This window comes from Corynebacterium sp. 045007 (assembly GCF_040743205.1).
Lineage (GTDB): Bacteria > Actinomycetota > Actinomycetes > Mycobacteriales > Mycobacteriaceae > Corynebacterium > Corynebacterium jeikeium_D.
In genome coordinates this window covers 47,700-64,095 of sequence record NZ_JBFLKW010000017.1, presented here as the reverse complement: position 1 = coordinate 64,095, position 16,396 = coordinate 47,700, and the positions used below count along the sequence as shown (strand labels likewise).

The following is a 16,396-nucleotide window of genomic DNA, read 5'->3' as shown; positions in this document are numbered from 1 at the left end:
ACACTCGATAGGAATCAGAAAAGGCCCCATGAAGTAACAAACGGTGTGCCCGCCCCGCAACACGCCGAGCGGACACACTTTTTGCTACTTAACCCCACTTTTTGCTACTTAACCCCCCTTCTACATCCCCAAAACGCAAAAATCCCCCGGCCTTATGACCGGGGGATTTTGTTCCTTGTGGAGCTTAGGGGAATCGAACCCCTGACCTCCTGCTTGCAAAGCAGGTGCTCTACCAATTGAGCTAAAGCCCCGTACACCGAGCAATTATACCTTGTTCGGCAGTGGGCCTAGGAGGACTTGAACCTCCGACCCCTTCGTTATCAGCGAAGTGCTCTAACCGCCTGAGCTATAGGCCCCGTGGAACGAGATATAACTTAACCCGTAACCATGACACTTCACAAATCGCCTGGTCAGCGGCCTAAATATTGAGTTAAAAAGCAGTCATTAAGTAGTCATTACGGCTACTCCATAACCAGATCACTGAAAACACCTCTGAACCAACGCGGCCCCGGGGCCACTGAACGGGGGTGACACCGGGGCCAGCGGGAGGCTAGGCAGCCTAGTCGTCGTCGGCAAGCGAAATCTTGAGACCTCCGACGAGACCGCCGCAAGCGTTGTAGATGACCGCGCCGAGGGCCATGAGCCCAATCGACAGCACCCACCACAGCGCTCCTACAGCGGCCGCCAGGCCAAGGACGAGACCCGCGCTGATGGAATCCTCCCCGCCGACCATTTCACTAATCGGAGTGAGCAATCCCATCCCGGAGAGCAAGAGGTAGAGCAGGCCAACCGCGGCAAGCCAGACGAGGAAGCAAATGAAACCAGTGGCCGCCGTAATGCGCATGGCGGACCAGGGGCTCACCTTGTCGACTACCAAGTTAGTTTCGGCCATGCGCTTACTCCTTCTCCGCCTCCGAGTCACCGGACTCGGCAGCACCGGTGCTCTTGGTGGCGCCGGTGCGCTTCGGGACTACGTCCAAGGTTCCGGCCTCAGAGACCTTAGAAGCGGTCTCTTCGCCCTCATCCTCGACGTTGCGGTCGATAGCCAGCAGTTCCACGCCGTCAGCGAGGTTGACCAGGCGCACGCCCTTAGTAGCACGCGAGGTGGCGCGAATCTCGTTGACGTTGGTGCGGATGATGTCGCCGGCGGAGGTGACAGCGAAGATTTCGTCGTCGTTGTCGACCACCAGGGCGCCCATCAGCGGACCACGCTTCGGGTCGTACTTGAGCGTCAGCACGCCCATACCGCCGCGGTTCTGCGGGGTGTACTCGCTGAGCTTGGTCTTCTTACCGAAGCCGCCGGTCGTTGCGACCAGCAGGTTGTGCTCTTCCTCGACCACGACCATGCTGAGCAGCTTGTCGTCGCCCTTGAAGCGCATGCCCTGGACACCGGCAGTGGCGCGGCCCATCGGGCGCAGCGCGTCGTCGGAGGCGGTGAAGCGGATAGCCTGGCCGCGCTCGGAGACGAGCAGCAGGTCATCGTCAGCAGAGCACAGACGGGCACCGATGAGGGAGTCGCCTTCGCGCAGGTTGATGGCAATCAGGCCAGCGGAACGAGCGGACTCGTAGTCCTCCAAACGGGACTTCTTTACCTTGCCCTCGCTGGTGGCCAGCACCAGGTACGGGCTGTCCTGGTAGCTCTGAATCTGCAGCACCTCGGCGATGCGCTCCTCCGGCTGGAACTCCAGCAGATTGGCGACATGCTGGCCGCGGGCGGCGCGAGTGGCCTCCGGCAGTTCGTAGGCCTTGAGTCGGTAGACGCGACCCTTGTTGGTGAAGAACAAAATCCAGTCGTGCGTGGAGCAGACGAAGAAGTGGCGGACAATGTCGTCCTGCTTCAGGTCCGCACCGCGCACGCCCTTGCCACCACGGCGCTGGGCCTTGTAGGCATCGACCTTGGTGCGCTTGGCGTAGCCCGTGGAAGTAATGGTCACAACCACGTTTTCGCGGGCGATGAGGTCCTCTTCGGTGACGTCGCCCTCAGCGGCCACAATCTGGGTACGACGGTCATCGCCGTACTTCTCCACGACCTCGCCCAGCTCTTCCTTGACGATGGCGCGCTGACGCTCCGGCTTGGCCAGGATGTCCTTCAGGTCGGCGATCTCGAGCTCGATCTCAGCCAACTCGTCAATGATCTTCTGGCGCTCCAGAGCAGCCAGGCGACGCAGCTGCATCGCCAAAATGGCGTCAGCCTGAATCTCGTCGATTTCGAGCAGACCCATCAGGCCCGTGCGCGCGGTATCAACCGTGGCGGACCGGCGAATCAGGGCGATGACCTCGTCCAACATATCCAGAGCCTTGACCAGGCCGCGCAGGATATGGGCGCGCTTTTCCTTCTCGTCCAGGCGGAACTGGGTCCGTCGAACAATGACCTCAATCTGGTGGGCGACATACAGCGTCACCATCTGGTCAATGCGCAGCGTACGCGGCACACCGTCGACGATGGCGAGCATGTTCGCACCGAAGCTGGTCTGCAGCTGGGAGTGCTTGTACAGGTTGTTCAGCACCACACGCGGTACGGCGTCGCGCTTGAGCTTGACGACGATACGCATGCCCCACTTCAGGTCAGATTCGTCATCAATCGAGGCAATGCCCTGCAGACGCCCGTCCTTGACCTGATCCGCGATGTTGGCAATCATGCGGTCCGGGTTGACCTGGTACGGCAGCTCAGTGATGACAATCGACTGACGGGTGCCCTCCTGCTCAATCGAGGTCACACCGCGCATGCGAATCGAACCACGGCCGGTGGTGTAGGCCTCCTTGATGCCCTTATCGCCGACAATTTGGGCGGCAGTTGGGAAATCCGGGCCCTTGATGCGCTCCATGACCGCATCCAGCGTGGTCTTTTCATCCGCTTCCGGGTTGTCCAGGCACCAGTTGATGGCATCCGCGACCTCACGGAGGTTGTGCGGTGGGATGTTGGTGGCCATACCGACGGCAATACCGCCGGAGCCGTTCATCAACAGCTGCGGAACACGCGACGGCAGAATAACCGGCTCTGTCGTACGACCGTCGTAGTTCGGCTGGAAATCGACGGTGTTTTCGCGAATGTCGCGCACCATTTCCATGGCCAACGGCGTCAGACGGGCCTCGGTGTAACGCATAGCTGCGGGGCCGTCGTCACCGCGGGAGCCGAAGTTACCCTGACCGTCGACAAGCGGATAGCGCATGGACCACGGCTGCGCCATGCGCACCATGGTGACGTAAATAGCGATGTCGCCGTGCGGGTGGTAGTTACCCATCGTGTCCGAAACCGGCTTAGCGGACTTCACATAACCGCGCTCCGGGCGGTAGCCGTTGTCGAACATGGCGTAGAGAATGCGGCGGTGCACCGGCTTGAGACCATCACGAATCTCCGGCAGCGCACGGCCAACAATCACGCTCATGGCGTAGTCGATATAGCTCGACTGCATCTCTTCATTGATGTCGATCGGGCGAACCTGGTGGCCCAATACTCCACTTCCGAAGGATGAGCCGTCGTTGTTGTTATCGTCGCTCAATGACTGCTTCCTTTACTTAAAAGAGGTTCGCATCCATTCTACAAGGCTTTAGAACCCGCTTTACGACGCCGTGCGCAACTTTTCGATACCATTGTGGTATCAAATCTGGGTTTTAGGCCTAGTAGAGACGAATAAGACGGCACAAGCTAGGCAGCAAGGAGCAAATGCGATGGCGATGACCTTGAGACTCACGAAAGAACAGGACACCGCTCTGGCGCTGCTGGCGCACATGGAGGGCGTGTCTAAACACGAGGCCGCCATTCGCGCCATCGAATCCGCCGCAGCGAGAGCCCTTCAGCAAGGTCAGGCTCGGGAAATTACGGCAAGCGTAATTGATACTGACATGGCGCTGCTGCGAAAGTTGTGCTCCCCGAGGCCCCGGGGAGCACAGGAATGAGCGCGCTCCAGATTCAGCTTCTCAGCGAGGCCGCTATCCTGGCGGCCACCGATGAACTGGTGGCCACAGTGCCGGAATTGGCCGACGCTACACTTGCGAGACCATGGACAATCAGCGCTATTGTCGCCGCCAGCTCAGGAGTCATTGCTGGCCACCGTAGCTTTCCCGCGATTTCTGCGGCAGCGCAGGCGGTCGCTTACGCAACGTTTCACGTGAAACCACTAAGTTTTGGCAACACCGCACTGGGCGCACTACTTGCACACATACTCCTCACCACCAACGGCGAAGAGCTGTCATTCGCAGAGACGTGGGATCTGGTCAAAGGCGGCACTTAGCCGGGGACAGGGCCTAGTCACTCTTTCGGGTAAACGGGCTGGTCGGAATGCGATTGCCGGACTCCAGCCGGCCCGTGTAATACGCCGTGGCCTCACCTTCAGCCAGCTCAACCTCGTACCAACCATCACGGACATAATCAGCCGTCCGGTCCTGCCCGCCAACTAGAACACGTCCCGCCGCGTGCTCCAAAGTGACCTCCGGCAACTCTTTCGCCGTCTTGCTGAATACACGCAGGAAGCGGTCCGGGCCGCACACGGTAAGTTCGCGCTCCAGGAGTCCAATTCGCAGCTCTAACGTACCGAGCACCGTGTGATGCTCCACCTTATTGCCACTGTAAACAGCGAAAACAGCCTCACGGGAACCGTCATTGACCAGCACAAGATTGCCGCCTTTGAGGTAGGCGTGCAGCCGGTACGGTGTCGGCAGCGCGGTCGCCTGCTCGGACTCCTGCACAGGATAGTCACCGGCCGGCTCCGCCTCCCAGCGCTTCACAAACTCCGGCGCTGGTCCCGGCTGCTCTGGAAGCTGCATTCCCGCAGATGCCGAGAAGTCCAGTGTGGATACCAAATCACCACATACCCGACGACGCCAATCAGTGATATTTCCGCAGCTCACGCCGGTGACTTGCTCCAGGAAACGGATCACCGAAGTGTGATCGAAGACCTCTGAGGACACCAAACCACCCACCGACCACGGTGAAATGACAGTCATCGGGACGCGGAAACCGAGCCCCTTCGGCTTGCCCAGGTACCACTCCCCGGGCTCATTCTTCGGCGGCAGCGGCGGCACCACATGGTCGAAGTAACCATCAAACTCGTCAAAGTTAATCAGGAAGACGGTCTTGGCCCACACCTCCGGGTTGGAGGCCAACGCATCCAACAGGCGGTAGGTGATATTCGCCGACTGAATCGGCGAGGACGCGCCCGGGTGCTCGCTTTCCGCGGCCGAGGGCACAATCCAGGAGACCTTTGGCAGCTGCCCGGATTCAACATCCCGTCGGAAAGCGTCGGTTAGCGTGCCCGGCTGGCGGCGGTCCAGCGCGCGATCATAGAGATCCCGTTCCGCCTCAGGCAGCTTCTCCACAGCGGCATTCAGTCGATCAATCATGTCCTGCTGCTCAGCTGTCGGCGGCGTGCCATCACCCATCGCCCCAAGCAACTCATAAAAGCCAGTCAGATCGAGCCCTGGCAGTCCGGCCTCGCGGATGACCTTGCGGCCAATATCCCTAAACGAGGCAAAGAAATCCAGATTGTTATCCGTGTAGTTATCCCACTCCTGGTAGACGCGCCACGAAATTCCAGCCTCCGTGAGCTCCTCAGCGTAGGTGCGCCACTTATATCCTGAGTGCATCGGTGCGTACGCGGCATTGCCCACTGCGCCGGTGCCCCCGGGTTCTTTCTTGGTATCACCCGAGAAGAGGTAGTTACGGTTCGGGCTTGTCGACGTAGGCATTGAAGAAAAGTAGCCATCACAGATAGTGAATGTCTCTGCGAGTGCGAATTGGAACGCGATGTCCTGACGGTCATAGCAGGCCATCGTGCCTTTGCCCTTAGCCTCAATCCAGCCGTTGCAGCGTCCACCGTTTAGTGCAATCTGCCCGTCCTCCCAACCGTGCGGAAGGCTTGCAATGTACTCCACCGAAAGATCACCGCGATTCGCAGCGTTTCGAATTAGGTACGGGCTAATCCCACTCTGGTTAAAAACACCCGGCAAAGCGGAATTGTCGTTGTACCCCCGCACACCTCGGAGAGTGCCGAAGTAGTGATCAAAAGAGCGGTTTTCCTGCATCAACACGACAACGTGCTCAACCTGGTCGAGGGAGCCAGCCGGTCGGGGCTGCGCGAGTGCATGGCGCAATGATGGCGGCAGCAGCGTGCTCGCAGCGGTGACGGCACCGACTCCTGCGGCAGTCTGCAGGAAATGTCGACGGGAAAACTCAGATATATTTTTAGGTGAAGTTGCCATAGGCATCTACGTTAAGAAGCGCAGATTACCAGCCGGCGAACTGCCGCTTAATTCTCCTCGATAAATCGCTCGAAACGGTCAACCACAGCCTGCGGCTCACGCGCCCAGCGATTGTGGCCCAGCCGCTGCTCAATGAACTCGTACTTTGCCGAATTCGGCAGCATCCGTGCCAGCGCCTGTGCGGAGGCCTCCGGGCAGTCACGGTCACCACCACAGTTCAGCAGCAGCGCCGGGGTGGTCACCTTAGGCAACTCAGCGGCATAGTCGATATCCGCACCGCGCGGTCGCAGAAAGCCCGTGCGCGAGAACCGCGCCCACTCCACCACATGGTTACGAGCCTGGCGGCCATAGCCGGCCAAATCAAGCCTGCCCGCTGGCCAATAGCCCAGGATCTGGGACATCACCTGCATAAACGGTGCGCCGTAGCGAAGCCGCTTGTACTCCTTGCCAGTAAAACACCTATAGTGCGGGGTGCCGGATCCGACCATCACCACGCCGGCCACATCCGCTTCCGGTCGGGCCAAATACAGAGAAGCAATCTGGCCGCCCATGGAATGACACAGCAAGTAGACGGGTAGCTTCTCCCCTGCCGCGAGGTGGTCAAACTCCTTGCGGGCACGCGCCACGGCCAGCGGGTAATCCACCGATGCGAGATCCTGGTAGCCCCAATTGTGACGGCGGGTGGCCACCGCAGTCTGGTTACCCTGGCCGCGCAACTCCGAGGTCAGGACGCAAAAACCTCGACGCTGTAACTCTTGGGCAATCGGCCGGTAGTAGCGAGCACCCATGCCAAAGCCCGGCCAAATAACGACAATGCCCCGAGGCGAACCTTCGGGAAACCGAAGCGCCATCGGGGTCACGGAGCCATCTGGCAATGTCTCCTGCACAATACGTGGCTCGACTGGCGGTTCCCCGTTGACCATGCTTCCCCGAGTATCTTCCATTTCATAAACATTAATGGCTGAACTGAGGTTTTGTCAGGGGAACCGACAAGGCGAAAACTAAAACCAGGTACCGGCTTAGACGTCGAGGAAGCGAACGTCCTTCGCATTACGGGTAATGAACGAACGTCGTGAAGCGACGTCATCGCCCATCAGAATGGTGAACAGTTCGTCCGCCTTCTGCGCGTCCTCGAGGGCGACCTTACGCAGCACGCGGTGATCCGGATCCATGGTGGTATCCCACAGCTCAGCGGCGTTCATCTCACCGAGACCCTTGTAACGCTGAACACCATCGTCCTTGTTGATCTTGCGGTTGGCAGCCAGCCCCTCTTCCAGCAGCTGGTCGCGCTCAGCATCGGAGTAGGCGTAGCCCGGCTCACCCTTGGCCCACTTGAGCTTGTACAGCGGTGGCTGGGCGATGTAGACGTGCCCTTCATCAATCAGCGGACGCATCAGGCGGAACAGCAGCGTCAGTAGCAGCGTGGCAATGTGCTGACCATCGACATCGGCGTCGGCCATCAGCACGATCTTGTGGTAGCGCAGCTTCTCGATGTCGAACTCGTCGTGAATACCGGTGCCCAGCGCCGTAATAATGGCCTGGACCTCGTTATTCTTCAGCGTCTTATCCAGGCGCGCCTTCTCGACGTTCAAGATCTTACCGCGCAGCGGCAAAATGGCCTGGAACAGCGAGTTTCGGCCTGCCTTTGCAGAACCACCTGCGGAGTCACCCTCCACGATGAACAGCTCGGACTGCTTCGGGTCCTTCGAGCGGCAGTCCGCCAACTTACCCGGAAGACCGCCAAGATCGGTCGCGGACTTACGACGTACCAGGTCACGGGCCTTACGAGCCGCCTGACGGGCATGTGCCGAAGCAATGGCCTTGTTAACAATGGCCTTGGCCTCAGCCGGATTGGCCTCCAGCCAGTGACCGATGTGTTCATTAGTCATGCGCTGGACGAAGGAACGCACCTCGGTGTTACCGAGCTTCGTCTTCGTCTGGCCCTCGAACTGCGGATCGGCGACCTTCACCGAAATCACGGCAGCGAGACCTTCACGGCAGTCCTCGCCGGAGAGGTTGTTTTCCTTCTCTTTCAACAGGCGGTGCTCACGCGCATAGCGGTTCATCAGCGATGTCAACGCAGAACGGAAGCCCTCTTCGTGCGTGCCACCCTCAATGGTGTTAATGGTGTTGGCGAAGGTGTGCACCGACTCGGAGTAACCCGAGTTCCACTGCATTGCAATCTCGACCTCGTGGCCGTCACCTGCAGCATCGAAGGAAATGATGGTCGGGTGGATGATGTTCTTCGACTTGTTCAGAGTCTCGACATAGTCCCGCAGACCATTCGGGTAGTGGAAGACCTTGCGGCGCTCCTTCGGCTTGGTGGTCTTCTCTGCCTTCTCCTTCTGCTCCTCAACCGCATCCTTGGCGATCTCAGCGGATTCGGTCTCCGCCTGCTCCGCCAGAGCCTCGGCCTCGAGCTCCTCCTCGGAGACACGCTTGTCCACCAACGTGATGGTCAGGCCCTTGTTCAAAAACGCCATCTCGCGCAGGCGGCGAGAAATGGTGTCGAACTTGAAATCGGTGGTCTCAAAAATCTCCGGGTCCGGCCAGAAACGCTGCGTGGTACCCGAACCGCGAGTCTTCTTACCTCGGATAATTTCTTCCGGAACAGCCTGGTCGAAGTTCTGGTACCAGGTGTAGCCATCGCGGATGACCTCGGTTTCCATGCGCGTCGACAGCGCGTTAACCACCGAAATACCCACACCGTGCAGACCACCGGAGACAGCGTAGGACTCGGAGTCAAACTTGCCGCCGGCGTGCAGCTGAGTCATAACCACCTGCACCGTCGGCATACCCGACGGGTGCATTTCGACAGGAATACCACGGCCGTTATCGCGGACCTGAACGCCGCCGTCTTCCAGCAGAGTGACCTCAACATCGGTGGCGTAACCCGCCATCGCCTCGTCGACGGAGTTGTCTACAACCTCCCACACCAGGTGGTGCAAGCCACGCTCACCAGTTGAGCCAATGTACATACCCGGCCGCTTACGCACGGCCTCGAGGCCCTCGAGGATGGTAATCGATGAGGCGTCATATTGATGTTCGGTAGCAGCCACGGTTCGGCGCGTCTCCTATTCTTGGTTCTCTCCCCGCACAACATTCGTCAGCGCGCGAAAAATAGGCCGGCGGTCAAGCGCTATCAGCGCCAGCCAGAACTACATAGGACTACTAGATAGGTCTGGCTAGTTTGGAAGTCGATAACGTCTCAAGAACCGCCTGCCGGTATTCTCCTGCCCATCTTACCCCAACGTAGTCCCCTACTGTGGATATAGCCGATGCGCTCAAAGGACCAAATTTCGCAGTTTTACGCATACCGACGGCTAATCGTAGACCGTTTACCGACCTTTACCCATAAGTATCACGCGGTCCTCGGCCCTCGATGTGCAATTTGCCCTTGCGCCAATTCGGCGCTTTCGGCCCCAGCACCTTAATTTCCTCAACCACCCCATCGCCGACGCGTTCCGCGATGGACTTCAAAACCTGTCGCTGTGCTAGCCGCAGCTGTGTTGCCCATGCTGTCGATTGGCACTCGACCACCAAAGTGCCGTCCTTGAACTCCTTGACCTGGGAGTGTTCCGCGACAACTTTGCCGACCATCGAATCCCACTCCGTCATGATCACACCGTGGGCAATATGGATCTGCCAACCGCGATCAACTACTGCCTTATTCAGCACCGCACCAATCGGCGCAGGTCGACGGTCATATTTCCGGTACAGCCGAATCCCCGCCTCCTTCAATAAGCTCGGCGAAATCACCGTACCGGCACGATCTCGCACCACTGCTTGCGCTGCCCGCTGCTTATCGACGTCCGCAACGACCCCCTCCGCGGCCTTCACAGGCACACGGCTATCGAGGCCAGACCACGAGCCCTTCTTCTTCGGTGGCCGCTGGAGATTCGGTAACTTGTGACCGCCCTCCTTAGCGGCATCGCGCATGCGGAAGAAAGCGTCACTGATCAGGTCGTTTTCCTCTTCCGGTGAGTTATCCGGCTCCATGTTCTCGACCATACCCGTCACTCTTCCGCGACTGGGTTTTCATCCAGCAGTGAGATTCGCCCCTGCTCAGTCTGCGCCACCGTTACCGTGTGATGGGTCACCGAAGAATCCTCGACCAGTGCCTGAGGCAACTCCTCTCCCACCGCCGAGGTGATCAACACCTGCTCAGCCTGCTGCGCGATTTCCATGAGAGCTTCCCGACGATGCCGGTCGAGCTCCGCAAACACGTCGTCAAGCACCAAGATCGGGTCGGGCCCATCGGCACGGAGCAAAAAGTACGCGCCGAGACGCAGCGCGAGTGCAAAAGACCAGGTCTCGCCGTGGCTAGCGAAGCCCTTGGCGGGGTCATTGCCGAGAATGAGGTTGAGATCATCGCGATGCGGACCAACGAGACAGGAACCGCGCTCAATCTCCGCGGTGCGGCGCTCCGCCATCTTCGTCAGCAGCAGTGCCTCGAGCAGCTCCGGTTCGCTGGGCAATGGCCCGCCATCCAGACTGTCGACCTTCGGCGCATAGGCAATCGTGGCTGGGCGCGAGTGCGGGGCAAGCGTGGCATAGGCCTCGCTGACATGCTCGGAAAGCTCGGCGATCAAATCCATGCGCGCAGCCATTAACGCCGCTCCCACCTGCGCCAATTGCGCATCCCAGGTATCCAGCGTGCTCAGTGCGGCCTGCCCCTCCGAGGAAGAATAGCCACGGCGCAGCGTCGAGCCCGCCGACTTCAGCAGCGCATTCTTCTGACGCAAAATCTTGTCATATTGAATGCGGATACCGGCGGACAGTGGCCGTCGTAAAGCGAGCAAATCATCGATGTATCGGCGACGGGAAGCGGGCTCGCCCTTGACCAGCGTGAGATCCTCGGGCGAGAAAAAGACCGACTTAACGATTCCCAGCAGCTCCCGCGGAGACTTCAGCCGCGTGCGATTAATCTGCGCTTGATTCGCGCGATGCGGATTGATGAGCAGATGCGCCGTCAGCTCGCGGCCATCATTGACCGCCGTCGCCGAAATGCGTGCCGACGGGGTCCCCGAACGAACCAGCGGAGCATCCGTAGACACTCGATGCGAACCGAGCGTGGAGAGATACCCAACGGCCTCGACGATATTGGTCTTGCCGTAGCCATTTTGCCCGGTAAATACGGTAATTCCAGGCGTGAACTCGACTTCCAACTCCGGCCAGGAGCGGAAGTCCCGCAAGGACAAATACCGAATGTGCATAGCCGCAAACTAGCCCGGCAGGCGCACAGGCATCAGCAGGTAAGTGAAGTCGGTCTCCGGCGTTGGGTAGAAGCCGTCCTCACCGAGCTCCGGGATAGCTTCCGGCTCTGGAATGAGAATCGCGGGACGCGACGGCTGCGTAAAGCCCAGCAGAACGCGGTGGGAGCGAACAGCGCTGAGCCCCTCGAGCAGGTACTGCGGGTTGAAGGCGATCAGAAGTGGTTCCCCATAGAAGTTGCAGGCCACAGTCTCTTCTGCGTGACCGACCTCGTCGCCATGAGCGGAAAGGACAACCTGGCCATCGGAGAAGTCCATGCGAATCTGCGCACCGTGATCCGCCATCAGGGACACACGACGGATGGCATCCTGCAGCTGGTCAACACGAGCAACAGCCATGGAGGAATGCTGCTTCGGCAACAGCGGACGGAATTTCGGGAACTCGGCGTCCAGCAATCGCGTGGTAGTGCGACGAGGATCGGCGAGGATAGCCAGCAGACCTTCGGAGCCGACCTCACGATCATCGGATCCGTCGCCGAATGCCAAGGTCACTGGCTCGCTGGAAGTGGTATCGAGAGTGCGGGCAGTCTCCGCGAATGTCTTTGCCGGGATGAGCAGCTTGGTCTCCCCCTCCGGGATCTGCTCCCACTCGAAACTGCGAACCGCCAGGCGGAAACGGTCGGTGGCAGCGAGAGTGACCTCGTTACCTTCGGTTTCCATCCGGATGCCGGTCAGCATCGGCAGCGACTCATCCTTGCCGGCAGCGATAGCGACCTGACCAATAGCCTCAGCCAACAGAGCGGCATCGACAGTGCCGGTAGCAGCCGGAGCTTCTGGTAGCTGCGGGTAATCCTCCAAGGTCAGACTTGGCAGCTCGAAGCGGGAAGAACCACAGCGAACGATGACCTTCGTGCCATCAAAGTGCATCTCTACCTGCTTATTCGGCAGCTTAGAGACAATGTCAGAAACCAACTTGCCATTGACGGCGAAGCGACCGGGCTCATCGACCTCTGCGCTAATACGAATCTGAGTGGAGACCTCGTAGTCATAGCCAGCGAGCTGCAGACCATTGTCATCCGCGAGAAAAATCATGCCACGCAGAATCGGCTGAGTCGGGCGTGCAGGCAGGTTACGAGCAACCCAGCTCACCGCACCCGCGAGATCGTCCTTAGCCGCGCGAATACGGACTTCGGTCTGCTCCATCGTTCCTCCACCGGTATTGGATGTCTGTTATTAGCCGTCTTTTGTGTTGTCAGCACGCTATGTCAGCGCACATGACTGGAGTTACAAAGATTCCATCGTACAACTCTACTGCAGACTGCCAAAGACCTCACTGGGATTCTTGTAGTCCGTCTAGTGCTTAATCCTAGTTCTTGCTCGTTCTTGGCATTTATGAAGTTGTGCGCGAGAGGTTGCTTGCCAGAGGTTGTGCGCAGGCCCCCTTTTATCTAGAAGTTTCTAGAGATTTTTAAAGTCGGGAGTAGTAATAGGGGGTGTGCACATTGTGAAATTACATGATTCCCGCTGGTCTTCACTGATTTCGCACTGTGGATAACCAGTGCGTCTAACTGTGGATAACTTGGGGTGTCTGTGGATAGTGTTCGGGCTTCATCTTTCATCCACAAAATTTACGAGTTGTCCACAGCTCTGTGCACGGAAAAACCGCAGTTAATAACAAGAATTCCGCACGCCGAGCCCAAGGTTTTTAAGCCGTGCCGCGAGCTCGGTCTCGAATGCGTGTAGTCAGGTCGTTGACCTGGTCCTTTGAGGGCTTCTTCTCCTGAATTTCCTTAACAATCTTGCGTTCAGCGTGCAAAACCGTCGAATGGTCACGATTTCCGAACTCCCGGCCAATCGACGGCAACGAAAGCTCAGTGAAGGACCTCGTCAAGTACATCGCAATCTGGCGTGCATGAGCGACCGGGCGAGTCTTACCCGGGCCCACCAAATCCGCAACCGTTAGGTCGAAGTACTCAGCCGTGGTGGAGATGATGATCTCCGGGGTAATCTGCACCTCGATTTCGTCGGCACCGAGGATCTCCTGCGCAAACTTCAAGGTCACAGGCTCATGAATCATGGATGCGTGAGCGCTAATCTGCAGTAGACGCCCCTCGAGCTCACGAATAGAAGACGAGGTGTTCTCCGCGATGTACTGGAGTACATCATGCGGAACGACCAAATCAGACAGCTGTGCCTTCTTCGACAGAATTGCGATTCGCGTCTCCAAGTCCGGGTATTGCAGATCCGGATTGAGCCCCCACTGGAAGCGGGTACGAAGGCGATCCTCCAGGGTCTTAAGCTCGCGTGGTGGGCGGTCCGACGACAGCACAATTTGGTGATTGGACTGGTGCAGGGCATTGAACGTATGGAAGAACTCTTCCTGTGTACCTTCCTTGCCCTCCAAGAACTGGATGTCATCGATGATGAGCATGTCCAAATCGCGGTAGCGACGCTTGAAGGATTCCTGGGCGTCGTCACGCACGGAATTAATGAAGTCGTTGGTGAACTCTTCCGAGGAAACGTAACGAACCCGCAGGTTAGGGTACAAATGCTTGGCGTAGTGACCAATGCCGTGGAGCAGGTGCGTCTTGCCAAGACCCGAACCGCCGGAGATAAACAGCGGGTTGTAGGTGCGCCCCGGAGACTCTGCAACAGCGACGGCGGCTGCGGCGGCGAATTTGTTCTGCGGACCAATAACGAAGGTCTCGAAGGTGTAGTTCGGGTTGAGGGTGGGCTCCTCGAAAGGCATGCTCATCTCGGTTGGAGTGCCGTGGCTCTCGGAACGGAAAGGACTTGTGACCTGGCGCTGATCAGCAATAGTCATCGGATTCTCGGCAGATGAGTGCGAAAGCCCCTGGGCCATCGAATCTACGGCGTCCATCGATCGGCGTTGTGACTGGGCACTCTGCTGATTATGGACATTCGGCTGGTGCGTCTGCGACACCTGTGGCGTCTGCGTCGATCCCTGGTGCTGCTCGTGGAGATTGAAGTCGTTCGTATCTGCACTGGGGAACGGGTAGTTACGGCCAGACTGCTGCTGGTGCTGCTGGTTTGGCTGTTGACGCTGAGCTTGCTGCGAACGCGAAGCTGCAGATGGCATCTGCCCCGAGTGCTGTGCAGATGGTTGAGTGGTCTCTGCTGCCTGGCTATCTTCAGCGTCGTCAGCAGGATCGGCAACGGTGATGACCGTTTCCAACTCCTCGCCGGTCAGCGAGGCTAAGACGGCCTCGATAATGCCCTTGAGCTCTTCTTTTACCAGTGCCTGCACCACTGGCGATTGAGTGCTGAGCAGGAAAAAACCTGGAAAGTCACCAGTGTGCGTCACTGACCGCAGCAGTGCCTTGTGTGGCGGGCGTAGTGGTGCAATGCCCAACTCCGGCGCACCTTCTGGTGAAGTCAGGATAGAAACGACCTGCTCCCAGAGTCCACCTGGCAATTCTGGTTGTTCGCTCACTGTGTGAATGTCCTTTTACATGTTTACGTTCATCAAATTTATCGAGGCGACCTGTTTTTGTGGAGTGTTTTTGGCATGGCGAGAGCGCCATATCTGCCCATTTGGGGGCTATTTATTGTAATTCGCCCTGTGGGGTGTTTCTACACAAGGTGCTATACGCCCCGAGCAGGACTTCCACATGTTTGTCCACACCTGTGGATAAACCTTGTCGCTAATTGACTAACAGTTTATCCACAGTTTGCCCACAATGAAAAATAGCCCCCTAGTCTGCGTTTACCTAGGTAAACATGTTATTTCCCCTGCTCGCTGTGATTCATGGTGTGGAAGTTATCCACAGCTGATGGGATAAACGCCCTGTGGATTGCAGTGCATAGGTCAGTATTTCCACAGGTCAACATCGGTACCGTCGGAAAACTTGGAAAATGATTCTCCAGGTAAATCCGGCGTGTTGATTTGAATTTCTCGCTCGATTCGACGTAACCTATCTGGGTGTTTCATATCCATTGAGATATGAGTCCGAGCTTGTGCTTGGACCCGACAGAACGCATGTAGCTTTCAATCTGTCGGTAAGTAATTTTTCCGTGCATCACGGGAATGCGTCAGACGCATCGCTGCCTCGCACTCGAAGCGAGGAGTTTACTGCGGTGTGTTCAGCGTGGACTCGTGGTCGTTTGAGTTTCAAGGAGTGTCAACCGTGTCGAAGCGGACGTTCCAGCCGAATAACCGCCGTCGTGCACGCGTGCACGGCTTCCGTACCCGTATGCGTACCCGTTCCGGTCGCGCCGTTGTGGCAGCACGCCGCAGCAAGGGCCGTGCCCGCCTGTCCGCTTAAGCAAGAGGACACCGATTTCGGTGCTCCCTCAGAGCAATAAGCTGCGTTCTTCGCGTGACTTCACGGTCACCGTACGACGTGGACGCCGAATCGGACGCAAGACCTTGGTCTTGCATATTCGTGACACCGCCGCTTCTGGCGGTGAAGATAAGACCGATACGCAGATTGCCAGGTTTGGTGGTCCGCGTGTCGGTCTTGTCGTATCTAAAGCTGTGGGCAACGCTGTGACTCGTCACGCTGTATCCCGCAAGCTTCGCCATGTTATGGCCGCGGCCGCGCAGAATCTTCCGTCCACCATGGACATTGTCGTTCGCGCGCTGCCTGCATCTGCCACAGCCACCAGCCAGGAGCTGTCCCACGATGTGCAATCGGCACTCGCCACATACGAACGTCGGCGCTAATTCGCTTGACGACGGCCCCCTCGCCCAGGCCCCCGCTGCACGTGTGGCTGAGAGGGCGATTCTCTTCTACCGCCGTCGTATCTCTAATCTGAAGCCAACGAGCACATGTCGTTTTGAACCGACCTGCTCCGCATATGGTCTTGAGGCCGTGCGCCGCTTTGGAGCTATTCGTGGCCTGTGGCTGACTCTCCTGCGTATCTTCCGTTGCGCACCCTGGCATCCGGGCGGCTGGGATCCAGTTCCTGTCACATTCCCCGGCCTGGGTTCGTGGTTGAAGCGAATGCACAGGTAACCTCTA

At 58.3% G+C, this 16,396-nt stretch carries 14 protein-coding genes and 2 tRNA genes; 5 read left to right on the top strand and 11 right to left on the bottom strand.

Annotated elements, in window-relative coordinates; all coding sequences use genetic code 11:
* Positions 1-178 precede the first annotated feature (178 nt).
* The 4 genes from AB1Z34_RS09105 to gyrA all read right to left on the bottom strand — a co-directional run bounded on the left by AB1Z34_RS09105 (position 179) and on the right by gyrA (position 3,500).
* Positions 179-251: transfer RNA gene (locus tag AB1Z34_RS09105), tRNA-Ala, on the bottom strand.
* Positions 252-282: 31 nt separating this feature from the next.
* Positions 283-356: transfer RNA gene (locus AB1Z34_RS09100), tRNA-Ile, on the bottom strand.
* A 203-nt stretch (positions 357-559) separates the two neighbouring features.
* Positions 560-892 (bottom strand): DUF3566 domain-containing protein, encoded by a 333-nt coding sequence (locus AB1Z34_RS09095; protein WP_367158236.1) that lies wholly within the window; start codon positions 890-892, stop codon positions 560-562.
* A 4-nt stretch (positions 893-896) separates the two neighbouring features.
* The gene (gene gyrA, locus AB1Z34_RS09090; RefSeq protein WP_367158235.1) at positions 897-3,500 is read right to left on the bottom strand and encodes a DNA gyrase subunit A; all 2,604 of its coding nucleotides are present in this window, start codon (positions 3,498-3,500) and stop codon (positions 897-899) included.
* Positions 3,501-3,669: 169 nt separating this feature from the next.
* Here gyrA and AB1Z34_RS09085 point away from each other — a divergent pair, with 169 nt between their 5' ends.
* On the top strand, positions 3,670-3,897 hold the full coding sequence (locus AB1Z34_RS09085; protein ID WP_070429074.1) for a CopG family transcriptional regulator: 228 nt from the start codon (positions 3,670-3,672) through the stop codon (positions 3,895-3,897).
* Positions 3,894-4,232 (top strand): hypothetical protein, encoded by a 339-nt coding sequence (locus AB1Z34_RS09080; RefSeq protein ID WP_070851559.1) that lies wholly within the window; start codon positions 3,894-3,896, stop codon positions 4,230-4,232. The genes AB1Z34_RS09085 and AB1Z34_RS09080 overlap by 4 nt, the downstream gene beginning before the upstream one ends.
* Before the next feature lie 13 nt (positions 4,233-4,245).
* On the opposite strand, the gene AB1Z34_RS09075 is transcribed toward AB1Z34_RS09080, so the two are convergent.
* From AB1Z34_RS09075 to dnaA, 7 genes are all read right to left on the bottom strand, one after another.
* Positions 4,246-6,198 (bottom strand): alkaline phosphatase family protein, encoded by a 1,953-nt coding sequence (locus tag AB1Z34_RS09075; RefSeq protein WP_367158234.1) that lies wholly within the window; start codon positions 6,196-6,198, stop codon positions 4,246-4,248.
* 47 nt (positions 6,199-6,245) lie between these two features.
* Complete coding sequence (locus AB1Z34_RS09070; RefSeq protein WP_231367162.1) at positions 6,246-7,142, bottom strand: alpha/beta fold hydrolase; 897 nt, start codon at positions 7,140-7,142, stop codon at positions 6,246-6,248.
* 75 nt (positions 7,143-7,217) lie between these two features.
* The gene (gene gyrB / locus AB1Z34_RS09065; protein ID WP_367158233.1) at positions 7,218-9,257 is read right to left on the bottom strand and encodes a DNA topoisomerase (ATP-hydrolyzing) subunit B; all 2,040 of its coding nucleotides are present in this window, start codon (positions 9,255-9,257) and stop codon (positions 7,218-7,220) included.
* Between the two features lie 289 nt (positions 9,258-9,546).
* The gene (locus tag AB1Z34_RS09060) at positions 9,547-10,209 is read right to left on the bottom strand and encodes a DUF721 domain-containing protein (RefSeq protein WP_367158232.1); all 663 of its coding nucleotides are present in this window, start codon (positions 10,207-10,209) and stop codon (positions 9,547-9,549) included.
* A gap of 5 nt (positions 10,210-10,214) precedes the next feature.
* Positions 10,215-11,414, bottom strand: coding sequence for a DNA replication/repair protein RecF (gene recF / locus AB1Z34_RS09055; protein WP_048731375.1), 1,200 nt, complete (start codon positions 11,412-11,414; stop codon positions 10,215-10,217).
* A 9-nt stretch (positions 11,415-11,423) separates the two neighbouring features.
* The gene (dnaN, locus tag AB1Z34_RS09050) at positions 11,424-12,614 is read right to left on the bottom strand and encodes a DNA polymerase III subunit beta (protein ID WP_048731377.1); all 1,191 of its coding nucleotides are present in this window, start codon (positions 12,612-12,614) and stop codon (positions 11,424-11,426) included.
* 502 nt (positions 12,615-13,116) lie between these two features.
* Positions 13,117-14,865, bottom strand: coding sequence for a chromosomal replication initiator protein DnaA (gene dnaA / locus AB1Z34_RS09045; protein WP_070439197.1), 1,749 nt, complete (start codon positions 14,863-14,865; stop codon positions 13,117-13,119).
* A gap of 694 nt (positions 14,866-15,559) precedes the next feature.
* On the opposite strand from dnaA, the gene rpmH reads away from it, so the two are divergent.
* The 3 genes from rpmH to yidD are packed head-to-tail and all read left to right on the top strand — an operon-like array spanning position 15,560 to position 16,390.
* Positions 15,560-15,697, top strand: a complete 138-nt coding sequence (gene rpmH, locus AB1Z34_RS09040) for a 50S ribosomal protein L34 (RefSeq protein WP_005511646.1) — start codon at positions 15,560-15,562, stop codon at positions 15,695-15,697.
* 20 nt (positions 15,698-15,717) lie between these two features.
* Positions 15,718-16,098, top strand: a complete 381-nt coding sequence (gene rnpA, locus AB1Z34_RS09035) for a ribonuclease P protein component (RefSeq protein ID WP_048731381.1) — start codon at positions 15,718-15,720, stop codon at positions 16,096-16,098.
* On the top strand, positions 16,058-16,390 hold the full coding sequence (gene yidD, locus AB1Z34_RS09030) for a membrane protein insertion efficiency factor YidD (protein ID WP_083229182.1): 333 nt from the start codon (positions 16,058-16,060) through the stop codon (positions 16,388-16,390). Before rnpA ends, yidD begins: the two co-directional genes overlap by 41 nt.
* Positions 16,391-16,396: the final 6 nt, after the last annotated feature.